17 protein-coding genes and 1 tRNA gene are annotated in these 21,966 nt (G+C 72.8%); 13 read left to right on the plus strand and 5 right to left on the minus strand.

What is annotated here, in order from left to right; translation table 11 throughout:
• Window positions 1–237: 237 nt before the first annotated feature.
• Both topA and KBX06_RS05540 read left to right on the plus strand, forming a co-directional pair.
• Window positions 238–3,078, plus strand: coding sequence for a type I DNA topoisomerase (topA, locus tag KBX06_RS05535; protein WP_210833095.1), 2,841 nt, complete (start codon window positions 238–240; stop codon window positions 3,076–3,078).
• Window positions 3,079–3,264: 186 nt separating this feature from the next.
• The gene (locus KBX06_RS05540) at window positions 3,265–4,182 is read left to right on the plus strand and encodes a DUF559 domain-containing protein (protein WP_307854438.1); all 918 of its coding nucleotides are present in this window, start codon (window positions 3,265–3,267) and stop codon (window positions 4,180–4,182) included.
• A gap of 113 nt (window positions 4,183–4,295) precedes the next feature.
• Here the strand turns inward: KBX06_RS05540 and KBX06_RS05545 are convergent, their stop codons facing one another.
• Entirely contained in the window at window positions 4,296–5,612 is a 1,317-nt protein-coding gene (locus KBX06_RS05545; protein WP_210833096.1) for a D-arabinono-1,4-lactone oxidase, read from the minus strand.
• A 222-nt stretch (window positions 5,613–5,834) separates the two neighbouring features.
• Between KBX06_RS05545 and KBX06_RS05550 the strand changes: the two genes are divergently transcribed.
• Window positions 5,835–6,407: a TetR/AcrR family transcriptional regulator gene (locus KBX06_RS05550; protein ID WP_210833311.1), complete on the plus strand. Its 573-nt coding sequence runs from the start codon at window positions 5,835–5,837 to the stop codon at window positions 6,405–6,407.
• A gap of 92 nt (window positions 6,408–6,499) precedes the next feature.
• Here the strand turns inward: KBX06_RS05550 and KBX06_RS05555 are convergent, their stop codons facing one another.
• Window positions 6,500–7,708 carry an amino acid deaminase/aldolase gene (locus KBX06_RS05555; protein WP_210833097.1) on the minus strand — a complete coding sequence of 403 codons (1,209 nt, stop codon included), beginning with the start codon at window positions 7,706–7,708 and terminating at the stop codon, window positions 6,500–6,502.
• Window positions 7,709–7,856: 148 nt separating this feature from the next.
• Between KBX06_RS05555 and tmk the strand changes: the two genes are divergently transcribed.
• From tmk to KBX06_RS05590, 7 genes are all read left to right on the plus strand, one after another.
• Window positions 7,857–10,136, plus strand: a complete 2,280-nt coding sequence (gene tmk, locus KBX06_RS05560) for a dTMP kinase (RefSeq protein WP_374225579.1) — start codon at window positions 7,857–7,859, stop codon at window positions 10,134–10,136.
• Window positions 10,136–11,407: a DNA polymerase III subunit delta' gene (locus KBX06_RS05565; RefSeq protein WP_210833098.1), complete on the plus strand. Its 1,272-nt coding sequence runs from the start codon at window positions 10,136–10,138 to the stop codon at window positions 11,405–11,407. The genes tmk and KBX06_RS05565 overlap by 1 nt, the downstream gene beginning before the upstream one ends.
• A 192-nt stretch (window positions 11,408–11,599) precedes the next feature.
• The gene (locus tag KBX06_RS05570; protein ID WP_121397041.1) at window positions 11,600–11,929 is read left to right on the plus strand and encodes a YbaB/EbfC family nucleoid-associated protein; all 330 of its coding nucleotides are present in this window, start codon (window positions 11,600–11,602) and stop codon (window positions 11,927–11,929) included.
• A 1-nt stretch (window position 11,930) separates the two neighbouring features.
• The gene (locus tag KBX06_RS05575) at window positions 11,931–12,236 is read left to right on the plus strand and encodes a hypothetical protein (protein WP_210833099.1); all 306 of its coding nucleotides are present in this window, start codon (window positions 11,931–11,933) and stop codon (window positions 12,234–12,236) included.
• The gene (locus KBX06_RS05580; RefSeq protein ID WP_210833100.1) at window positions 12,236–12,922 is read left to right on the plus strand and encodes a hypothetical protein; all 687 of its coding nucleotides are present in this window, start codon (window positions 12,236–12,238) and stop codon (window positions 12,920–12,922) included. The genes KBX06_RS05575 and KBX06_RS05580 overlap by 1 nt, the downstream gene beginning before the upstream one ends.
• Window positions 12,923–12,999: 77 nt before the next feature.
• Complete coding sequence (locus KBX06_RS05585) at window positions 13,000–13,860, plus strand: regulatory iron-sulfur-containing complex subunit RicT (RefSeq protein ID WP_210833101.1); 861 nt, start codon at window positions 13,000–13,002, stop codon at window positions 13,858–13,860.
• Window positions 13,861–13,866: 6 nt separating this feature from the next.
• Window positions 13,867–14,487 carry an AAA family ATPase gene (locus KBX06_RS05590; RefSeq protein ID WP_210833102.1) on the plus strand — a complete coding sequence of 207 codons (621 nt, stop codon included), beginning with the start codon at window positions 13,867–13,869 and terminating at the stop codon, window positions 14,485–14,487.
• Here KBX06_RS05590 and KBX06_RS05595 read toward each other — a convergent pair.
• Window positions 14,396–16,225 carry a metallophosphoesterase gene (locus tag KBX06_RS05595; protein ID WP_374225580.1) on the minus strand — a complete coding sequence of 610 codons (1,830 nt, stop codon included), beginning with the start codon at window positions 16,223–16,225 and terminating at the stop codon, window positions 14,396–14,398. The genes KBX06_RS05590 and KBX06_RS05595 overlap by 92 nt on opposite strands.
• Window positions 16,226–16,278: 53 nt before the next feature.
• On the opposite strand from KBX06_RS05595, the gene KBX06_RS05600 reads away from it, so the two are divergent.
• Window positions 16,279–16,352, plus strand: a tRNA-Thr gene (locus KBX06_RS05600).
• Between the two features lie 321 nt (window positions 16,353–16,673).
• Here KBX06_RS05600 and KBX06_RS05605 read toward each other — a convergent pair.
• Entirely contained in the window at window positions 16,674–18,653 is a 1,980-nt protein-coding gene (locus tag KBX06_RS05605) for a cellulase family glycosylhydrolase (RefSeq protein ID WP_307854440.1), read from the minus strand.
• Window positions 18,654–19,064: 411 nt separating this feature from the next.
• Between KBX06_RS05605 and KBX06_RS05610 the strand changes: the two genes are divergently transcribed.
• Together KBX06_RS05610 and KBX06_RS05615 are read left to right on the plus strand one after the other, a co-directional pair.
• Entirely contained in the window at window positions 19,065–19,733 is a 669-nt protein-coding gene (locus KBX06_RS05610) for a YdcF family protein (RefSeq protein WP_307854441.1), read from the plus strand.
• 77 nt (window positions 19,734–19,810) lie between these two features.
• The gene (locus tag KBX06_RS05615; protein WP_210833105.1) at window positions 19,811–20,527 is read left to right on the plus strand and encodes a glycosyltransferase family 2 protein; all 717 of its coding nucleotides are present in this window, start codon (window positions 19,811–19,813) and stop codon (window positions 20,525–20,527) included.
• A gap of 132 nt (window positions 20,528–20,659) precedes the next feature.
• On the opposite strand, the gene KBX06_RS05620 is transcribed toward KBX06_RS05615, so the two are convergent.
• A complete protein-coding gene (locus KBX06_RS05620) occupies window positions 20,660–21,889 on the minus strand; it encodes a hypothetical protein (protein ID WP_210833106.1) in 1,230 nt (409 codons plus the stop codon).
• Between the last annotated feature and the right edge of the window lie 77 nt (window positions 21,890–21,966).

The raw sequence follows: 21,966 nt of genomic DNA on the forward strand, positions 1-21,966 counted from the left end.
CCGCCATCGTCACAGTGTCCCGCCCGGCGGCACACGCACGGTGTACGGTGGCGCCGTCCGGCACGTCCAGCCGCCGGTGGAGAAAGAGGCCGCCCCGCGGGACGGTTTGCCGCCCGCGAAGCCCGAAATGCGGGCGGCGCGTTACGTTGGACATCCGGAGCGCCGGGGGCCGGTGGGCCGAAAGCGGCCCGAACCGGGCGCCGGTGGCTACGAGCAGGAGTGAGGTCGGGGAGAGACGTGCCGAGCAAAGCTGGAACCACCCGTCTGGTCATCGTCGAGTCACCGGCGAAGGCCAAGACGATCTCGGGCTATCTCGGCCCGGGGTACGTCGTGGAGGCCAGCTTCGGCCACGTCCGGGACCTCCCGCGCAACGCCGCCGACGTGCCGGCGAAGTACAAGGGTGAGCCGTGGGCCCGCCTCGGGGTGGACGTCGACAACGGCTTCCACGCCCTCTACGTGGTCTCCGCCGACCGCAGGCAGCAGATCAGCAAGCTGGTGAAGCTGGCCAAGGAGGTCGACGAGATCTTCCTGGCCACGGATGAGGACCGCGAGGGCGAGGCGATCGCCTGGCACCTGGTGGAGACGCTCAAGCCCAAGGTGCCGGTCAAGCGGATGGTCTTCCACGAGATCACCAAGCCGGCCATCCAGGCCGCGGTGGCCAACCCCCGCGAGATCGACCGGGACCTGGTCGACGCCCAGGAGGCCCGGCGCATCCTCGACCGGCTCTACGGCTACGAGGTCTCGCCCGTGCTGTGGAAGAAGGTCATGCCGAAGCTCTCGGCGGGCCGGGTGCAGTCCGTGGCGACGCGCATCGTGGTGGAGCGCGAGCGGCAGCGGATGGCCTTCCGCACGGCGGAATACTGGGACATCCTGGCCACGCTCGCCGTGACGAACGCCGGCGAGGGGCCGCGCGCCTTCAACGCCACCCTGGTCGCGCTGAACGGCGACCGGATCGCCACCGGCAAGGACTTCGAGCCGACCACCGGCCGGGTGAAGGCCGGCGCCGGCGTCGTGCACCTCGACTCCGGCGGCGCCCGGGGGCTCGCGGCCCGCCTGGAGGGCCGGCCGTTCAGGGTCACCCGGGTCGAGGAGAAGCCCTACCGCCGCCGCCCGTACGCGCCGTTCATCACGTCCACCCTCCAGCAGGAGGCGGCCCGCAAGCTGCGGTTCTCGTCGCAGCAGACGATGCGCACCGCGCAGCGGCTCTACGAGAACGGCTACATCACCTACATGCGTACCGACTCGGTGAACCTGTCGGAGACCGCCATCGCGGCGGCCCGCCGGCAGATCGTCGAGCTGTACGGCGAGCGCAGCGTGCCGCCGGAGCCGCGCCGCTACACCGGCAAGGTGAAGAACGCGCAGGAGGCGCACGAGGCGATCCGCCCGGCGGGGGACAACTTCCGCACCCCGGGCGACGTGGCCAAGGAACTGTCCGCCGAGGAGTTCAAGCTCTACGAGCTGATCTGGCGGCGCACCATCGCCTCGCAGATGACCGACGCCGTCGGTTCCAGCGTCTCCGTGCGCATCCGCGCCGTCTCCTCCGCGCAGGAGGAGGCCGACTTCGGCGCGACCGGCAAGACCATCACCGACCCGGGCTTCCTGCGGGCGTACGTCGAGTCCAGCGACGACGAGAACGCCGAGGCCGAGGACGCCGAGCGGCGCCTGCCCAACCTGGTCAAGGACCAGCCGCTCACCGCCGACGAGCTGGCCGCGCAGGGCCACCACACCCAGCCGCCGTCGCGCTACACCGAGGCGTCGCTGGTCAAGGCTCTCGAGGAGCTGGGCATCGGCCGCCCGTCGACGTACGCCTCGATCATGCAGACGATCCAGGACCGCGGCTACGTGACCAAGCGCGGGCAGGCGATGATCCCGACCTTCCTGGCGTTCGCGGTGATCGGCCTGCTGGAGCGGCACTACCCGCGCCTGATCGACTACGACTTCACCGCCAGCATGGAGAACGAGCTGGACGAGATCGCCGGCGGTGACCACGCCGCCGTCGACTTCCTCACCGCCTTCTACTTCGGCAGCGCCAACGGCGCCGGCGACCAGGACATCGCCCGCTCGGGTGGGCTGAAGAAGCTGGTCACCGAGAACCTCAACGAGATCGACGCGCGCAGCGTCAACTCGATCCCGCTGTTCACCGACGACGAGGGCCGCGAGGTCGTCGTGCGGGTGGGCCGCTACGGGCCGTACCTCCAGCGGGCGGTGCCGGGCGAGCAGCAGGGGCCGGCCGCCGAGGGCGAGGAGGGCGGTGGCCAGGGCGACCGCGCGCCGATCCCCGAAGGGCTGGCGCCGGACGAGCTGACCCCGGAGAAGGTGCACGAGCTGTTCCTCGGCGGCGGGGGCGAGCGCAAGCTCGGCGACGACCCGGGCACCGGCGAGCCGATCCTGCTCAAGTCGGGCCGCTTCGGCCCGTACGTGGCCAGCGGCGAGCGCAAGTCGTCGCTGCTGCGTTCGCAGTCGCCGGACTCGCTGACCTTCGACGAGGCGCTGAAGCTGCTCAGCCTGCCCCGGCTGGTCGGGGTGGCCCCCGACGGCGCCGAGGTGCTCGCCAACAACGGTCGATACGGCCCGTACGTCAAGCAGGGTGACGAGTTCCGCTCGCTGGACTCCGAAGAGAAGATGTTCACCGTCACGCTGGACGAGGCGCTGGCCCTGCTGGCCGCCCCGAAGGCCCGTCAGCGCCGGGCCGCCGCGCCGCCCCTGCGGGAGATGGGTGTCGATCCGCTGACGGAGAAGCCGCTGGTCATCAAGGACGGCCGGTTCGGCCCGTACGTGACCGACGGGGAGACCAACGCGTCGCTGCGGCGCGGCCAGACCCCGGAGGCGCTGAGCATCGAGGAGGCCTCCGAGATGCTCGCCGAGAAGCGGGCGAAGGGGCCGGCGCCGAAGAAGGCAGCCGCGAAGAAGGCGCCCGCGAAGAAGGCGCCGGCCAAGAAGGCCACGGCGGCGAAGAAGACGGCTGCGGCGACCAAGTCGACGGCTGCCAAGAAGACCACGACGGCCAAGGCCACCACCGCCAGGAAGACCCCGGCGAAGAAGGCAGCCCCCAAGAAGGCCACCACCACCACCGACTGACCGCCCACCGGCTCGCCGGCAACTGCCGCCGCAGGAGATCTTGGCAGGGCCCGGCCCCCTGAAGGGCCACCGCCTGCCAAGATCTTCTGAGTTGTCCACAGGGGCAGCGCGAGGCGGGGCCGCGTCGGCAGGGTGGAGGGCGTGAGAGCGCGCTTCACGGAATCCCTGGCGGCGCTGGGCCGGGCGGTGCCCGGCGACGACGCCGACGAGTTGACCTGGTTGCTCTTCCGGCAGGACGAGGTGATCAGTCTCGACCAGGCGCTGCGACACCTGTCCCGCAAGGCGATCCGGCATCGAGTGACCAGCAGGCGGTGGCGACACGTTCACCGTGCCGTCTTCGTCGCCCACAACGGGCCGGTCGGTCCCGCACAGCTTCGGTGGATCGCGGTGCTGGCTGCCGGGCCGGGCGCGCTGCTCGGTGGGCTCACCGCCGCCCAGGCGGGAGGTCTGCGCGGCTTTCCCGACCGGCCGATCCATCTCCTGCTACCGGCTGGCCGGCGACGAGAACTGCCGCAACAAGTGGTGCCACACCGGACGACCCATCTGCCGGAGCGAGACGTGCTCGCGGTCGGGCAGCCACGTCGGACGATGCCTGCCCGGTCGGTCGTGGACGCGGCGCAGTGGGCGCGTACCGACGCGGAGGCCCGGGCGATCGTTGCGGCAGGCTTTCAGCAACGGACCGTGTGCGAGGAGGACCTGCGCGAGGTCCTCGACCGGATGCCACGGCTGCGTCGCCGGAAACTGATCCTGAGTGTCGCCACGGACGCGGGCGGCGGGGCGCATTCGCTGGCCGAGTTGGACTTCCTGACTCTGACGCGCCGCGCCGGACTGCCCGAACCCACTCGACAGAAGATCAGGTACGACGCCACGGGACGGCGCCGCTACCTCGACGCGTACTTCGAGGAGTGGAAGGTGCACGTCGAAATCGACGGCGGCCAGCATCTGGACCCGCGTGCGGCCTGGGCCGACATGCGCCGCCAGAACGACCTGTGGGCCGAAGGGGACCGCGTCCTCCGATTCCCGTCCTGGGCCCTCCGCGCCCACCCGGCTGAGGTCATCGAACAGCTCCGCACGGCACTTCGCAGAGCGGGCTGGTCGGGCTGACGCCCGCAGCGAGATCTTGGAAGCTACCGGCCCCCAGAGGGGCCGTTTCCTGCCAAGATCTCGCCGCTCGCCGCTCGGCGGCGAGCGGCGAGCGGCGAGCAGCACCGACGGGGTCAGCCGAGGGTTCGGGTCAGGTGGGGGTTGGTGAAGAGGCGGTGCGGGTCCAGGCGGGCGCGCAGCGCCTGGAAGTCCGCCCAGCGGGGGTAGGCCGCCGCGAGTGACTCCGCGTCGCGCCAGTGCAGCTTTCCCCAGTGGGGCCGGCCGCCGAGGCCCGCGGCGACCTGCTCGAAGGCCCGGAAGTACGGTTCGTACGGCATGCCGACGTACTGGTGGACGGCCACGTACGCCGACTCGCGCCCGTAGCCGTGGGAGAGCCAGATGTCGTCGGCGGCGGTGAAGCGCACCTCGATCGGGAAGAGCACCTTGAACGGCAGCCCGTCGACGATCCGCCGCAGCGCGTCGAGCGCCTCGCGGAGGGCGTCGCGCGGCAGCGCGTACTCCATCTCCACGAAGCGGACCCGGCGCGGGGTGCAGAAGACCTGGTCGGAGCGGCCGGTGTAGCGGCGTTCGGTGAGCGCGCGGGCGGAGACGGCGCTGATGCCCGGGGCGAGCGCCGGCACGGCGCGGCCGAGCCGGCAGGCCCCGGCGAAGACGGTGTTGGACAGGAACTCGTCGTCGAGCCAGCCGCGCCACCGGGGCAGCGGCCGGTCGTCGGTGGGGACCCGGTCGTTGGTCTTGACCTGCACCCGGTCGGTGTAGGGGAACCAGTAGAACTCGGCGTGGTCGTGCTCCTCGACCAGCGCGGGCAGTTGGCCGAGTACGGCTGCCAGCGGTGCCGGCCGCTCGTGGGCGTGGAGCACGAACGCGTCCACGCAGCGCAGGGTCACCTCGACGAGCACCCCGAGCGCGCCCAGCGACACCCGGGCGGCGGCGAAGACGTCGGGGTGCTCGTCGGCCGAGCAGCGCAGCACGTCGCCGGTGCCGGTGACGAGGGTGAGCGCCTCGACGAACGTCGACAGGCAGCCGTAGCCGGCGCCGGTGCCGTGGGTGCCGGTGGAGATCGCCCCGGCGATCGTCTGCGCGTCGATGTCGCCCAGGTTGGGCAGGGCCAGGCCGTGGGCGGCGAGCAGGTCGTTGAGCGCGCGCAGGGTGGTCCCGGCCGGTACGGTGACCAGTCGGCGATCGACGTCGACGTGTACTCCGGTGTCCAGGTCAACCAGTTCCATCCGCAGCCCGTCGGTGACCGCGACCCCGGTGAAGGAGTGGCCGCTGCCCACCGCCCTGATCCGGTCCCCGGTCGTCGCGGCGGCGCGTACCGCGTCGGCGACGTCCGTCAGGGAGGTGGGGCGCAGGGTGGCGGTGGCGGTGGCGCGTTGGTTGCCGGCCCAGTTGGACCAGGCTGCCAGGGTTGGCGGTGCGGTGCCGGCCATGCGCACTCCTCGACATGAATGTGAACTGACTTCATATCAGGAACGTTGTAGCAGGTAAATACCGCAATCGAGGTTTGCTCGTTGTACCGGTAGTCACGAACTCGTGACGTGCAGATATGTTCATCCGTCGAAGGGGGGTGGCGAGTGTCCACACCAGCCGCCACAGCCGGGCCGCTGCGCCGCGTACCGGTGCAGGGTCGAAGTGTCGCGCGGGTCCAGCGGATGCTGGACGCCTGCGCCGAACTCGTCGACGAGGTGGGGTACGAGGGACTGACCACGACCCTCCTCGCCGAGCGTGCCGAGGTGGCGATCGGGTCGGTCTACCAGTTCTTTCCGGACAAGCGGGCGATCGTGCAGGCGCTGACCCTGCGCACGATGGAGTCCTACCTCCAGCGGCTCGACGAGCGGTTCGCCGCCGACGACCTGACCCACTGGTGGGACGGGGTCGACGCGGGGATCGACGAGTACATCACGATGCACCGCACCGTTCCGGGATTCCGTACCCTGCACTTCGGCGACGTGGTCGACCTGCACCTGCTCGACGAGCAGCGGGACAACAACGGGGTGATCGCCGACCAGTTGGCCCGTGTGCTCACCGACCGCTTCGGGCTGGACGTCCCCGACCTCCGGTTCCACCTGGAGATCGCGGTGGAGGCGGCCGACGCGCTGATCAAGCTGGCGTTCCGTCGGCTGCCCGAGGGCGACGACCGGGTGCTGGTCGAGGCGAAGGCGCTGATCCGGGAGTACCTGCACCGCCAGGTCGACGCCCCCACCGACGCCAACCGGCCCGGCTGACCCGGCTGACGCCGACCGGCCCGGCTGACCCGGCTGACGCCGACCGGCCCGGCTGACCCGGCCGACGCCGACCGGCCCGGCCGTGTGGCTGGTCAGAGGAAGGCGTGGCCCTCGCCCCGGTAGGTGGGCACGGTGGCCACGACGGCATCCCCCTCGACCAGGTGCAGCTCGTTGACGTGCTCGCACAGTTCGCCGGCCTTCGCGTGCCGGAACCAGACCCGGTCGCCGACCCGCAGCGCGCCGGCCGCCGTGCCGGCCAGCGGGGTCTGCACCTCGCCGGCCCCCTCGGTGCCGATCAGCTTCAGGCCCGCCGGCAGCCACGGCCGGGGCAGCCGGGTGTCCTCGGCCGGGCCGGAGGCGATCCAGCCGCCGCCGAGCACGGTCGCGAGGCCGGGCCCCGGGCGGCGCACCACCGCGCAGGCGAAGGCCGCCGCCGGGGTGGGGCGCCAGGCGCGGTAGGCGTCGAACAGCGTCGGCCCGTACAGGCCCGATCCCGCGGTGACCTCGGTGACCGCGGGATCGGCGCTGGTCGCGGCCACGCTGCCGGTGCCGCCGCCGTTGACGAACTCCAGGTCGGCGTGTTCGCGTACGGCGGCCACCGCCGCACCCCGGCGGGCCAGCAACTCGCGGTACGACCGGCGTTGGGTCAGCCGGATCGCGGAGCCGAGCACCGCCCGCCCGGGTGGCGCGTCGCCGAGGCCGGCGATCTGCGCCTCGTACGCCATCAGGCCGACCAGCCGGAAGCCCGTGCGCGCCGCGACGGTGGCGGCGAGCGAGCCGGCCGCCCGGGCGCTGTGCACCGGCGACCGGCGCACCCCGACGTGCACCCGCCCGCCCAGCGGTCGCCAGGAGGCGTCCAGGTCGAGGCAGACCCGCAGCTCGGGGCGACGTGCGGGCGGGCACACCGCGTCGACGAGGTCGAGCTGGTCGGTGCCGTCGATCATCAGCGTGACGGCGGCGGCGAGCGCCGGGTCGGCGGCGAGCGCCGCGAGCGCCCCCCGGTCGGCCGTGGGATACGCCACCAGCGCGTCGTCGGTCACGCCGGCGCGGACCAGCCAGAGCGCCTCGGGCAGGGTGAAGGCCATCACGCCTGCCCAGCCGGGTCGCGCCAGTGCCCGGCCGATCAGGTCCCGGGCGCGGACCGACTTGCTGGCGATCCGGACCGGCTTGCCGGCGGCGCGGTCGGCCAGCGCGGCGGCGTTGCCGTCGAAGGCCGCGAGGTCGACGACGGCGTACGGCGGGTCGAGGTGCGCGGTCGCCCGGTCGAGACGCTCACGAAGTTTGTCGCTTTCGATGGCCACGTGTGCACGCTAACTGTCTGGGAGGCAATGCGAAATACCCTCGCGTCTGTCCGGGCTGCGGGCGGTGGTCGCGGCGGCCTAGGCTCGGCGAACAGGAGAATGTCGCGGCGGGGCGGGTCCCCACCGGGTCTAGAGTGTTCCACCGGGACTGCCCAGCGATGGGCCGGCACGTGGAGGTACGGCCATCGAAAGCCAGTTCAACGGCGAGTCGCCCGGCGTGTCGCCGTCCACGAACCCGCCCGGCGCCGGCGAGAAACCCGCTGCCGACCCGCCCGGCGCCGCCGAGAAGTCCGCTGCCGACCTGTCCGGCTACGCGGGCATCCGCTCGGTGCTGCGGATCACCCCGTTCCGCCGGCTCTGGATCGTGCTCGGCGCGGCATCCTTCGGCGACTGGTTCGGCCTGCTCGCCACCAGCGTCTTCGCCGCCTCCCAGGTCGAGGGGAGCACCGCCAAGGGCGCCGCCTTCGGTGGCGTGATCGCCATCCGGCTGCTGCCGGCACTGGTGCTCGGCCCGATCGCCGGCGTGCTGGCCGACCGCTTCGACCGGCGCTGGACGATGGTCATCTGCGACGTGCTGCGGTTCCTGCTCTTCGCCTCGATCCCGCTGGTCGCGCTGCTCGGCGCCTCGGGCGGGGCGGTGGTCGCCTGGGCGGCGATCGCCACCTTCCTGATCGAGTCGCTCACGCTGCTGTGGATCCCGGCCAAGGAGGCCGCGGTCCCCAACCTGATCCCGCGCGCCCGGCTGGAGGCCGCCAACCAGCTCACGCTGATCACCACGTACGGCCTCACGCCGGTCCTCGCCGCGCTGGTCCTCGCCGCGCTCGACGCGATCGTGCGGGGAGCCACCGGGGGCGCGGCGCCGGACTGGGCCGAGCCGGCCGATCTGGCGCTCTGGTTCAACGCGTTCTCCCGGCTGGCCACGGCGCTGGTGGTGGCGTACGGCATCAAGGAGATCAGCCAGGGGCAGGCCGCCGAGCGGGGCGGGGGCGAGCAGAGCATGCTGCGCCAGTTCAAGGAGGGCTGGCGCTACATCGGCCAGACCCCGCTGGTACGCGGCCTGGTGCTCGGTATCTTCGGCGCCTTCGCCGGCGGCGGCATCGTGATCGGCACCGCCAAGTTCTTCGCCATCTCGCTCGGTGCCGGTGACGCCGCCTTCTACCTGCTCTTCGGCGCCATCTTCGTCGGCCTCGCGCTCGGCATCGGGCTCGGCCCGATGATCGTCAAGGACATGTCCCGGCGGCGCTGGTTCGGCATGAGCATCGTGCTGGCCAGCGCCTCGGTGATGACCCTGGCCTTCGCCATCCACCTCTCCATGGCGATGATCGGCGCGATCCTGGTCGGCGCGGGCGCCGGGATGGCCTTCCTCTCCGGCACCACCCTGCTCGGCGGGGAGATCGCCGACGAGGTGCGCGGCCGGGTCTTCGCGGTGGTGCAGATCGGCACCCGGCTGGTGCTGATCCTCGCGATCGGCCTCGGCAGCCTGCTCGCCGGCGTCGGCGGCTCGCGCCGGCTGGAGCTGGCCGACCTGGGCGTGTCGATCTCGTCCACCCGACTGCTGCTGCTCGCCGCCGGCGCCGCCGGCATCTTCGCCGGGATCAGCGCGTTCGGGCAGATGGACGACAAGAAGGGCGTCCCCGTCCTGGCCGACCTCTGGGGCTCGATCCGGGGTCGCCCGCTGATGCCGGCCGAGCCGTTCGTCTCCGCCGGCCTCTTCGTGGTCTTCGAGGGCGGCGAGGGCGCCGGCAAGTCCACCCAACTCGCCGCGCTCGCCGATCGACTGCGCGGGCAGGGGCGTGACGTGGTGGTGACCCGTGAGCCGGGCGCCACCGCCGTCGGCGAGCGGATCCGGTCGCTGCTGCTCGGCGCGCCCGGCTCCGACGTGCCGTCGCCGCGCGCGGAGGCGCTGCTCTACGCCGCCGACCGGGCGCACCACGTGGCCACCGTCGTCCGGCCGGCGCTCGTCCGGGGCGCGGTGGTGGTCAGCGACCGGTACGTCGACTCGTCCCTGGCGTACCAGGGGGCGGGGCGGACGCTCCCGACCGACGAGGTCTCCTGGCTCTCGTCCTGGGCCACCGGCGGGCTCAAGCCCGACCTGGTGGTGCTGCTGGACGTCGATCCGCGTACCGGCCTGGCCCGGGTGGCGGCGCGTGCCGAGGCGGCCGACCACCTGGAGGCCGAATCCGTCGCCTTCCACGAGCGGGTCCGCTACGCCTTCCTCGACCTCGCCGCCGCCGACCCGAAGCGCTACCTGGTCCTCGACGCGTCCCGCCCGGTCGAGGAGATCGCCGGGCAGGTGGCCCGGCGGGTCGAGGAGATGTTCGGTACGCCGGGCGGCATCGTGCACCCGCCTCCCGCGCACGGGCCGGACACCTCGGTGCAGCCTGAGTTATCCGAATCGGAGCTGGTACCGATGGAGCACCGGACCTGATGTCCGACGTCTTCGCCGACCTGGTCGGGCAGGACGAGGCCGTCGACACGCTGCGCCGCGCCGCCGCCGGGGCGTCCGCCGTGCTGCACGCCGCCGCCGTCGCGCCCCCGACCGCCGCCGGGGACGAGTTCGACGCGTTCGCCGAGGAGCCGGACGGCTCGCCGACGGCAGCCGCCGTCGACGCGGGGGCGGCAATGACGCACGCCTGGATCTTCACCGGGCCGCCCGGATCGGGCCGGTCGGTGGCGGCGCGGGCCTTCGCCGCCGCTCTCCAGTGCGCGTACGGCACCGGCTGCGGTGCGTGCCCCGGCTGCCACACCACGATGACGGGCACCCACGCCGACGTCCGGATGGTGGTGCCGGAAGGGCTCTCCATCGGTGTCAACGAGATGCGGGCGCTGGTGCTGCGCGCCGCCAGCACCCCGTCGGGCGGGCGCTGGCAGGTGGTGGTGATCGAAGACGCGGACCGGCTCACCGAGGCGGCCGGCAACGCGCTGCTCAAGGCCATCGAGGAACCGCCGCCGCGTACGGTCTTCCTGCTCTGCGCCCCGTCCACCCACCCCGACGACATCTCCGTGACCATCCGGTCGCGCTGCCGGGTCGTACCGCTGGGGCAGCCCGCGCCGGAGGCGGTGGCCGAGGTGCTGGTACGCCGCGACGGGGTCACGCCCGACGTGGCGCGGTGGGCGGCGGCGGCCGCGCAGGGGCACGTGGGACGGGCCCGTCGGCTGGCCCGCGACCCGGAGGCGCGCAAGCGCCGGGAGGCCGTGCTCGCGGTGCCGCGCCGGTTGACGGGGGTGGGTGCCGCGTTCGACGCGGCGTCGGCGCTGATCGAGGCGGCCGAGGCGGAGGCCGACGCGTCCGTCGCGGAGGCCGACGCGGCCGAGCGGGCGGCGCTGGAGACCGCGCTCGGCGCCGGCGGCACCGGGCGGGGGGCGGCCGGCGCGATCCGGGGCGCCGCCGGGCAGCTGAAGGACCTGGAGAAGCGGCAGAAGTCCCGGGCCACCCGGGCGCAGCGGGACGCGCTGGACCGGGCGCTGGTCGACCTGGCCGGCTTCTATCGCGACGCGCTCACCATGGCGCTGCGCGCCCCCGTGGCGCCGGTGCACACCGACACCGCCGCGCTGGCCGAGGCGGGCGCGGCGAAGTGGGACGCCGAGGGGGCGCTGCGCCGTCTGGAGGCGGTGCTGGAGTGCCGGACGGCGATCGAGGCGAACGTCAAGCCCCGCATCGCCGTCGAGGCGATGATGCTCTCGCTCTGGAAGGGCTGAGCCTGCCGAGCGCCAGCTCGCGGGCGCGGCCGTGCCGGGCCCGCGGCGGCCGGTCTGCGGCAGTCGGTCCCGCCGGCCGGACCGTCCGTCCACAGGCATCGACACGCGCGATTGCTGTGCGGTACGGTCCGGTGTGCCGTGGTGACGGTGGCGGCACGCACAGTGATGCCCTGTTCCGGGAGGAGTCCGCCGATGCCGCGGGGGGAGATCGACGAGGCCTGGATCGAGGAGGCGGTGCGGCGCTACCGCCGGATCGAGTCCCTCCAGACCGAGTTCGACCAGGCGGTGTCGACCGTCGAGGTCACGGTCCGATCGCCCGACGGGCTGGTCGAGGTGGTGGTCACCGCCGGCGGGCGGATCACCGACGTGCGCTTCCTCGGCCCGCTGCACACCCGCAACCCCCGCGACGTCGCCGGCTCGGTGCAGGCGGCGGTCACGGCGGCGGCCGACGCCGCCCAGTGGGCCCGGGAGAAGCTGCACAACGAGACCTTCGCCGCCTACCGTCCGCTGGCGGGAGCCTGAGATGGAGAGCCTGCGCGCCCTCGCCGCCCGGCTCGACGAGGCGAGCGACACCTTGACCACCGTGTCCCGCACGGTCACCGCCGGCGACCCGCCCCAGGCCGCCTTCGGTGCCGACGCCCCCGGCCGGCCCGGGGAGATCGGGCGGGCCCTGCACCGGCAGTGGACCGCCGCCACCGGCGACCGGGCCCGGGAGGCGCACGTCGCGGCCCAACGGCTGGCCGCTGCCGCGGCGGCGGTGCGGGCCGCCGCCGACCACTACGCCGACGTCGACCGCGCCGCGCGCCACCGGCTCACCGGGGAGGCGTGATGGACGCGCTCGACCGGCTCGCCGAGCCCGGCCTGGACCTGCTGCGCCGGGTCGACACGCTGCTCGCCGCCGGGGCCCCCGAGGGCCACCGCGTGTGGCCGCTGCTACGCCGGATGCAGGTGCTCCCCGGCGAGGCCGTCCGCAACTTCCTCGACCTGCACCCGGCGCCGCTGGCCGCCGCCGGACACTGCACCCGCCGCCTGATGCGGGGCTACGACGAGGCCTGCGCCGCGCTGGCCGACCCGGTGCTCTGGTCCGGCCCGGCCGCGTCGTCGTACGGGCAGGCCCGGGCGGCCCTGCTGCGTCACCTCGACGAGGGACCGGAGAGCCTGGTCGGTCGCCTGGAGTCGACGGCCGGCTACGCCGACGCGCTCGCCGACTGGGTGGAGGGCAGCCGGCTGGCGCTGGCCCGGGCGCTGGCCGACGTCCTCCGCTGCGCCGAGGCGGTGACCGTGGTCGCCGCGACGCCGGTGCCGACCCGCGCGTCGGGTCAGCCGGGGGCGGTGGGGCCGGGCGCAGCCGAGGCCGCCGAGATCGCCGCGCGGGTGCTGGCGGTGCTCTGCGTCGCGTACGACGGGGCCGAGACCCTGCTGCGCCAGTGGGCGCCGAGCCTCGCCGAGTCCCGCTGGCGGGCGCCGGTCACCGAACGCCCCCGCTACGACACCCCCACCCGGGTGGGCTGGTGACGCCGGTGTGGACGTGCAGTAGTCGGTCGGCGACTGCCACCCGGTCGTCCCGGCCCGCGCGTCGTAGGGTGTGAGACATGGGCATGCTCTGCGCGGTCAGTTTCCAGCGGTACGGGCGCCTCTACTACCTGGATCCGGGCGAGCTGCGGCCGCAGGTCGGCGACAAGGTGCTGGTGCCGACCGACGACGGACCCGAGGTGGCCGAGTGCGTCTGGGCGGCGCAGTGGGTCACCGAGGAGACCGAGGGCTTTCCCCGGCTGGCCGGCCTGGCCGGTGACGAGGACCTGCGCCGCGACGAGACGGTGCGCCGCCGCAAGGCCGAGGCCAAGGTCGCGGCGAAGCGGCTGATCCGGGAGCACGCCCTGCCGATGAAGGTGGTGGCGATCGACCATGTGCTCGGGGCCGCCGAGGGCGGCGGCGAGCGGAGCACCATCTACTTCACGGCCCCGCACCGGGTGGACTTCCGCGCGCTGGTGCGCGACCTCGGTGCCACCCTGCACTGCCGGGTGGAGCTGCGTCAGCTCTCCGCCCGGGACTCGGCGCGGGTGCAGGGCGGCATCGGCTCCTGCGGGCGGGACCTCTGCTGCGCCACCTTCCTGACCGACTTCGAGCCGGTCACCGTCCGGATGGCGAAGGACCAGGACCTGCCGCTCAACCCGCTGCGCATCTCCGGAGCGTGCGGCCGGCTGATGTGCTGCCTCAAGTACGAGCATCCCCTGTACGCCAAATTTCAGGAGTCCGCCCCGGCGGTCGGCTCCCGCGTCACCACGCCGGAAGGAGACGGCCGGGTGGTCGGTCACAGCGTCCCGAGGGACGCGGTGACCGTTCGCCTGGACGCCGACGGCTCGCGTTCCATGTGCTCCCGCGCCGACGTCTGCGGTTCCCGCCGCGCCTACGAAGGCCGTGACCAGCCAGGTCCGGCTGGGGCAGCGGGATGACCGGCGATGGGCCTGAGGAACTATCTGATCGAGGGCGTCTCCGGCACCGGCAAGACCTCGGTCTGCGAAGAGCTGCGGCGGCGCGGCCACCATGCCATCAACGGTGACCGGGAGTTGGCTTATCAGGGCGACCCGGAGACCGGTGAGCCGTTGGACGGTATCGGTCACGAGCACCACATCTGGCGCGTGGACGACGTGCGGGCGCTGGTCGCCGACCACGACGAACCGGTGACCTTCTTCTGCGGGGGCTCGCGGAACTTCCACAAGTTCGTCGACCTGTTCGACGGCGTCTTCGTCCTCGAAGTCGACCTGCACACCCTGAACCGGCGGCTCGACGGGCGATCCGAAGACGAGTGGGGCGCAAGACCGGCCGAACGCGAACTCGTCGCGCGGTTGCACCGAACCAGGGAGGACACTCCGAGAAACGGCACCGTGATCGACGCGACCGCGCCTCTCGCTGGCGTCGTCGACGAGATCCTTCGTCAAGTAATGCAGTCCCCGACCAGATGGTCGACGCGTGTCCTGTCCCCAAATGTCAGGTCAGGGTGGTGGGAGGCTCGGCCAGGCGGGGGCGCAGCGGCTGCTTCGGGACCAGCCAGGAGGCCTCCGGGGACTCGTCCGGGTTGACCCGCCAGTCGCGGGCCACCCGGTCGACGGCGATCGGGTAGATCGTCAGGGTGCCGTCGGGGTCGATGCGCAGCCGCAGGAACGCCTTCGCGTCCTCGATGCCCTGCCCGGCGAAGAGTTCGTTGACGTTCACCCCGAAGGCGCCCGCCACCAGCAGGTACGCGGCCACCACCTGGCTCGCCGCCAGACCGATGACCGGGCCGTAGAGCACCGCCGCGGCGGCGGCCGGCAACGGCCACGGCCAGTCGTAGAAGGGCAGGGCCAGCCATGCCCAGGTGCCGGCGGCGGCCAGCCCGATCTGGGCCAGCCCGTGGCCCACGCCGAGGATCCAGTGCCGGGCGTGCCGCTTGCCGCCGGAGCTGGGCGGCTTGGCGAAGAACGCCGCGGCGAGCATCGTGACGACGAGCATCGCCATCAGCGGCACGCTGAACAGCCGCTGCGCGGTGCCTTCCGGGTTGCTCGCGACGCCGGCCATCGCCAGCATCAGCAGCGTTTGCAGGGTGCCCAGCAGGGTGGTGAAGCCCGGGTTGCGCATCGGCAGGCGGGGGAAGATGCCCCAGGCGTACCGCCGGGAGCGGGCGGCGTCCGGGTAGCGGCCGGCCAGCTCGTACGGGTGCGAGGCGCTGGCCCGCCGGGCGAGGGTGTCGCGCGGCGGAACCTCGATCCGCTCCGGGAGCTGGTGCGTCGGGTAGAGGTACGCGCCGCCGCCCCCGCAGGTGATCAGCTGCCGGTCCGGGCCGGCGTACCGGGCGTAGTGGTGCAGGTCGCCGGAGATCAACAGCCGTACCTGCGCCCCGGTCGGCGCGACGATCGTACGGACGAAGTAGTCGACCGAGTCGTACGCCGTGGGGTGGTCGACGGCCTTGACCCACGTCGGCGCCGGCACGGCCAGGATCACCCGGCTCTGCGGGCCCAGCCGCTCGGCGACCCGGTCGAAGTAGGTGAGCTGCGGATCGTCCAGGTACGAGCCGGACTGGTCGTCGAGGCCGAGCAGCCACCAGCCGGCGGGCAGTTCGGCCGCGAAGTACGAGCGGGACTGGCCCGTGCCCCAGCCGCCGAAGTGCCGGTCCCGGGACCGGACGAAGAGCCGCAGGAAGGCGGTCAGGCCGTCGTACCAGTCGTGGTTGCCGGGGACCGCGAAGAGCGTGGGCCGCTCGGGCGGGGTGACCGGCAGTGCGGCCTGGTAGGGCCCCTTGCACCGGTCCTCGTACGCCTCGAAGGCCGCCGACGGGTAGACCTGGTCGCCGCCCATCACCAGGGTCTGGGCGCGGGGCAGCCGGTGCCCGTCCACCTCCAGTTCGGGCTGGGCGAGCAGGTAGGCCACCGAGTAGGTGGCGTTGAAGCCGTCGCCCAGGTCGGCCACGTAGTCCAGCCAGAGCCCGCCGTCCGGCCCGACCTGCCGCACGATGGTCGTGTCGAAGGTGTGCTGGAGTTCCCGCTTGTCCAGGTACGCCCCGAAGAGCATCGCCAGCAGCGTACGGATGCCGGTGCTGACCAGCAGGAACGGCGCGAGCCACGGCACCGGCTTGCGTGGGGTGAACCCCAGCTCCCGCGGGTCGACGCTGCGCGGCCGGCGCGCCGCCCGCCCGCCCGCCGCCTCACTCGCGTGCGGGCTCCGCGCCGCGCCGTCCTGCGGATCCACGTCGGGGCCGCGATCGTCGTTCACCCGCCGCAGCGTAGTCCCGGCCGCCGGCGGACGCTGTCCGGCGGCCGACGGTTCGGGGCCGGATGTCCGGATGGGGGAACCCGCTCGGCCCGTCGACGGGTCGTGCCGTACACTTGCTGATCGTTGCCGCCTTAGCTCAGTCGGCTAGAGCGACGCACTCGTAATGCGTAGGTCGACGGTTCGATTCCGTCAGGCGGCTCGGTGAAGAAGCCCAGGTCAACGACCTGGGCTTCGCCGTTTCCTGAGGTCCACGATCTCGCCGACGGCCGTGCCGGTCCGCAACAGCGCCGATGGTTCTTCGGTGTCCCTCCACCGGTTCCCGGCTGATCTCCGCAGCCCGGTCTTGTCCATGCCCGACCGGCCTGCCGGCCGTTCAGACGCGCTTCTGGCCGCCGACGACCCCCGCGGTCGGCGGATGGGGATGGGTGTCGTGGTCGCGGTCACGGCACTTCCGGCCGGTCACCCGTCGCGTGGGTGACCGGCCGGGCGCGTCGCCGGCACGGATGCCGGTCGAGGGCTATCAGGACGACGCGGCGCAGGAGATGTCGCCGGGCACGGTGTCGGGGCCGTTGGCGGTGAAGCCGAAGGTGGTCGTCCCGTTCGGGGACAGGGCGCCGTTCCACGCCTCGTTGCGCACGGTGACCGTCGAGCCGGAGACGGTGTGCCGGCCGCTCCAGAGCGAGCCGATCGAGGTGCCGCTCGGCGAGGTCCAGGTGACCGTCCAGTTCCTGGTCGCGCTGGTGCCGGTGTTCTTCACGGCCACCTCGGCCTGGTAGCCGCCCGACCAGGAGGTGGTCACCCGGTAGGTCGCCGTGCAGCCGGCGTCGCCGCCACTCCCGTCGAGGGTAGTGAAGGTACGTCCCGGTGAGGGGGCCGAGATGTTGCCGGCGGCGTCCCGGGCCCGGACGCTGAAGGTGTAGCTGGTGTTCGCGGTCAGCCCGGTGGCGGTGTAGCTGGTGCCGGTGATGGTGCCCACCACGGTCGCCGCGCCGGTTCCGGTCGCCCGGAGCACCTCGTACGAGGTGACGCCGACGTTGTCGGAGGCGGCGGCCCAGGCCAGCGAGGCGCCGGTGGCGGTGATGGCACTGACGGTGGGCTGCCCCGGGGCGGTCGGCGCGGTGGTGTCGCCGCCCCCACCGTTGGCGTAGCGCTCGGCCAGGCTGATGCCGGTGGTGCTGGCGGCACCGCCCAACCGGACCGCGTGGTCCAGCCCGACGAACTTGTTGCCGTGCTGCCACAGTGCCGGCTTGAGCAGGGCGTACTTCTGCTCGTCCCAGGTCTTCCAGTCGTCGAGCAGCAGTCCGCCCGTGTCGCCCGAGTTGGGGTTGAGCACCCAGAAAGTCTGGTGCAGCCCGTGCTCGACGATCAGGTCACGCAGTGCGGTCATCCACTTGTCCTGCCGGGCGTCCTGGCCGAGTCGGCCGCCCCACTCGCCCAGCAGCAACGGCGCGGTGCCGTTCTCGTGGATGAAGAGCCAGTTGGGCCGCCACACGTCGTTGGTCAGTGAGGTCTTGTCGAACTCCTTCTGGAACCAGGGCTGCTCGAAGACCAGCGGCCCGTAGTCGTGCGGCGAGTACACCAGTTGGTCCTGGTGGGCGCCCAGGTTGATGGGCAGGGTGCGCACGCCGCGCAGGTTGCCGCCCCACCAGTTGTAGTGGTAGTTCGGCGAGAGGTCCGGGTCGGTGTTCGGCGAGCTCCAGCTCTCGCCCTCACGGGGGTAGACCTCGATTCCCTCGACCAGGATCAGCAGGTTGGGGTTGATGGCCAGGATCCGTCGGGCAGCGGTCTCCGCAACGTGCTTCCAGTTGTCCTGGTCGGTGGAGTTGTCCCACTTCGCGCGCGGCGGCTGGTTCGGCGTGCCGTGCGGTTCGTTCTTGAGGTCCATCGCGACGATGGTGTCGTTGGTGAGGTAACGCGCGGTCACCCACTCCCACGCCTGGTAGAAGTGCTCGGTGGTGATCGTGCCCTTGTACCACATCGGATGGATGTGCCCGGAGTTGTCGGCCTCCGCGCTGTGCACGTCCAACATGACCTTCAGGCCGTACTGCTCGCAGAGCTGAAGCCAGTAGTCGAAGATCTGCAGGCCGTTCTTGCCGGCCAGTTCGGGGTTGGCGTAGGTGTTGACGTTGACGGGGCCGAACGTTCCGGCCTTCCACTCCAGCAGCAGTTGGGTGGAGACGGGCACGCGGACGATGTTGATGCCCCGGTCGGCCATCGACTTGGTGATCTGCGTGATGTTGCCGGACCAGAGACCGTGGAAGACCCGTTCCGAGGCGTTGAACCCGAACCAGTTGGTTCCCGTCAGCCAGACCTGGTTGCCGGCCTCGTCGACGATCTTGTTGCCCTCGGTGTGCAGCCAGTCGTTGGCGGGAACCGCGGCTGCGGCGGGTGTGGTGGTGAGGGTGGCTCCGGCCGGGGCGGCGACGCCGGGGCCTGCCGCGACGGTGCCGGCCAGCACGGCAGCAGCGGCGGCGGCGAGAGCTCTTCGTTTGATGGACACTGACGCCTCCAGGCGGTGGTGGGCGGTGACACAACGCATCCAGTGCGACGAATGGAAGCGCTCCCACACAGTATTGCCGAGTCGTTCGCGATGGAAGACCCTCGTCGGGTCGGCCCGCCACACGCCACCTGGCCGTACCTTCAGACGGCCGCCGGACCGGACGGCGCCCGGACCGGTCGGCCGACGACGGCCGACCGCGGGCGCGGTGCCGGCGGGAGTGGCCGAGCCCACGCTGCCACGCGGTGGGTGAGGAGTAGCGTCGCCTGGTGAGGGGCTGCGCGGCGAGTGGTCTGCACCGCGACACGTCGACCGTCAGCGGGTGCGCCCCCTGCACGGATGGGCAGGAGGATGTCGGCAACTCATCGTCAGTGGCGCCGGAGGGCTCCGTCCGCCCACTGCCCGACCGCGCCGGTGCTGCTGGTGTTCGGGTGCGGCGTGCAGCGGGTCGACGGGCGGTGGACGCTGACGCCAGCGAGCGCCGCCCGCGTCGACGCGGCGGTCGCCCACGTCGCCGCCTACCGCAGCGGTGCCGCGCGGATTCCACCACCCCGCGTCGTCTTCAGCGGTGGCTGGCCGGGGCGACACCGCTGGGCGGACATGCCGCCGGCGGGCTGCCGTGAGGGCGATCTGATGCTGAGCCGCGCCCGGGCAGCCGGTCTCGGCCGGTACGCGGACCTGAGGTCCGAGACACGGTCGACGAGCACGTTGGAGAACGTGCTCTACGCGGTGGAGGACGGACTGCTCGCGGATGTCCCGTTCAATCCGGGACAGCCGCTGGGCCTGGTTTCCCACCCCTGGCACCTGCCCCGCGTCAGGTTTCTCGCCGGGCGGCTGCTTCGGCTGCCCGCCGGCGCGATGCTCGACATCCCGGTGCCGGCCGCCAGCACCGAGGGGTCCTCCTGGCCACCGCGTGCGCTGCACGCCGCAGCGTGGCTAAGCCTCCTGGGCGCACGCAGCCCGGCCGCGCTGCTGCGCCGCGAGCGGCGGCTCGTCGCGCTGGTGGCGACGCTCACCCGCCGACGACGCCGTCCGCCGGTACCGCCGCAGCGGCCCGGGAGCGCGCGCGGGCGGACAGAGTGAGGATCGCCCGCCGGGGGTAGAGGTGTCGGCACCGGGTCCGCCGTGGACACGCGTCGTACGCTGACGAGGAGGGTGGCATGACACATGCCGTCGTGGTCCTGCCGGTGTACCAGCCGGGTGAGAGGCTCGTCGAGCTCGTGGCCGAGCTGCGTACGGCGGCACCACACACGGCTGTCGTCGTGGTGGACGACGGCAGCGGCGCGAACTCGGCGCGACTGCTGCGGCGGGTGAGCGACCTCGGCTGTGCACTGCGGCGCCTGGACCGTAACCGCGGCAAGGGGAGCGCGCTCAAGGAGGGTTGCCGGTACGTGTTGCGGGCCCACCCGGGAAAGGACGTGGTGTGCGCCGACGCCGACGGCCAGCACCGGGCCTCGGACATCCTGCGCCTGGCCGAGCGGGTGCGCGACACCAGGGCCATCGTGCTCGGCGTACGTCGGTTCGACGGTGACGTGCCGCTACGCAGCCGGATCGGCAACGCCGTCACGCGGACCCTGTTCAAGATGACCACCGGTGTAGCGGCGGCCGACACCCAGACCGGTCTGCGGGCCTATCCGCACGAACTGGTGCGATGGCTGCTGACGATTCCAGGCGAGCGTTTCGACTACGAGATGGCCGTCCTGGTCGCCGCCGCCCGCAACCGCTGCCCGATCGAGCAGGTCACGGTGCCCACCCGGTACCTCGACGGGAACGCCTCCTCGCACTTCGGCATGCTCACCGACTCCGTGCGGACGTACCGGCCGCTGCTGGTGCCCGCCGAGACCCCCGGGCCCGACGCGCCATGCGCTGGCCGCTGAGCCCGCGCGGGATCTTGCCCGGCGGTTGGGGCACACTGCGCGACACCGGCTGATGGTGCGGTGCCGTCGGTCCGCGCCGTCGCCGACGCGGTAGCGGCGCGGACCGACGGCCGGCTCGTCCACCGGTGGTGGTCAGCCCGCCAGGGCCACCGGTGCCGGGGTCGGCCGGGGAGTGGTGGTGCCGTCGCCGAGCTGCCCGAACGAGTTGTCGCCCCAGCACCACAGGCTGCCGTCGGTGCGCATTGCGCAGGCGTGGTAGGACGCGGCGAGGCTGTCCGTCCAGGTGGTGGCGCCACCGACCTGGGTCGGGGTCGACCGGTGGGTGGTGGTGCCGTCGCCGAGCTGCCCCGACGCGTTGTTGCCCCAGCACCACAGGCTGCCGTCGGTGCGCGTCGCGCACGACGAGTCGACGCCCGTCTCGACCCTTGCCCAGGTGGTGGCGGTGCCGACCTGGAGCGGGGTGGTCTGGAAGCCGACGCCCCCGCCCACCTGGCCGTACCCGTTCTCGCCCCAGCACCACAGCGTCCCGTCGGCGCGGACCGCGCAGGTGTGTACGTATCCGGCCGTCACGCCGGTCCACGTGGTCGCGGTGCCCACCTGCGTCGGTGTCGCCCGGTAGTCCCGGATGCCGAGACCCAGCTGTCCGTCCGAACTGCTGCCCCAGCACCAGAGGGTCCGGTCGGTGCGGATGGCGCAGGTGTGCGCGTACCCGGTCGTGACGCTCGCCCAGGTGGTCCCCGTGCCGACCTGCAGCGGGGCGGTCGCCAGATAGGGGGTCACGCCGGTGCCGAGCTGCCCGTGGCGGTTCGAGCCCCAGCACCACAGGGTCCCGGTGGTCTGGACGGCACAGGTGTGATTGGCGGCGGTGCTGACGCTGGCCCAGGTGGTGCCGTCACCGATCCGTACGGGGCTGCTCCGCTTCGTGGTCGTGCCGTCGCCGAGCTGCCCGTTGTGGTTGCTGCCCCAGCACCACAGCGTTCCGTCCGTGCGTACCGCGCAGGTGGTGCTGATGCTGGCGTCGATACGCGCCCAGGTGGTGGCGTCGCCGATCCGGACCGGAGCGGTCCGTTCCGTGGTGGTGCCGTCGCCGAGCTGGCCGTAGAAGTTGTTGCCCCAGCACCAGAGTGCGTCATCGGTGCGGATCACGCAGGTGTGCAGATTGCCTGCGGCGACCCGGGACACCGGCCCGGCGGCGAGCGAGGCGTCCGGCGTGCGGCCGGCAGAGCTGGTGCCCGCCGTGGCCGCACCCGCCGTGAGCCCGATGGCCAGCACGGTGATCCCCACAGCGGCCGCTGCCGCGACGGCGGTACGGGCTGCCCGCCGCCATCGCGTCCGTAGCCGCCCCTCCCGATGTTCGTTCATGGTCTGTTCTCCCTAGACGTCGTCGGTCTCGTACGGTGGAGGCGGCGTTGCCCCGACAGGCCACCCAGCGACCCGTC

The organism is Micromonospora sp. C31, assembly GCF_018070575.1.
GTDB lineage: Bacteria > Actinomycetota > Actinomycetes > Mycobacteriales > Micromonosporaceae > Micromonospora.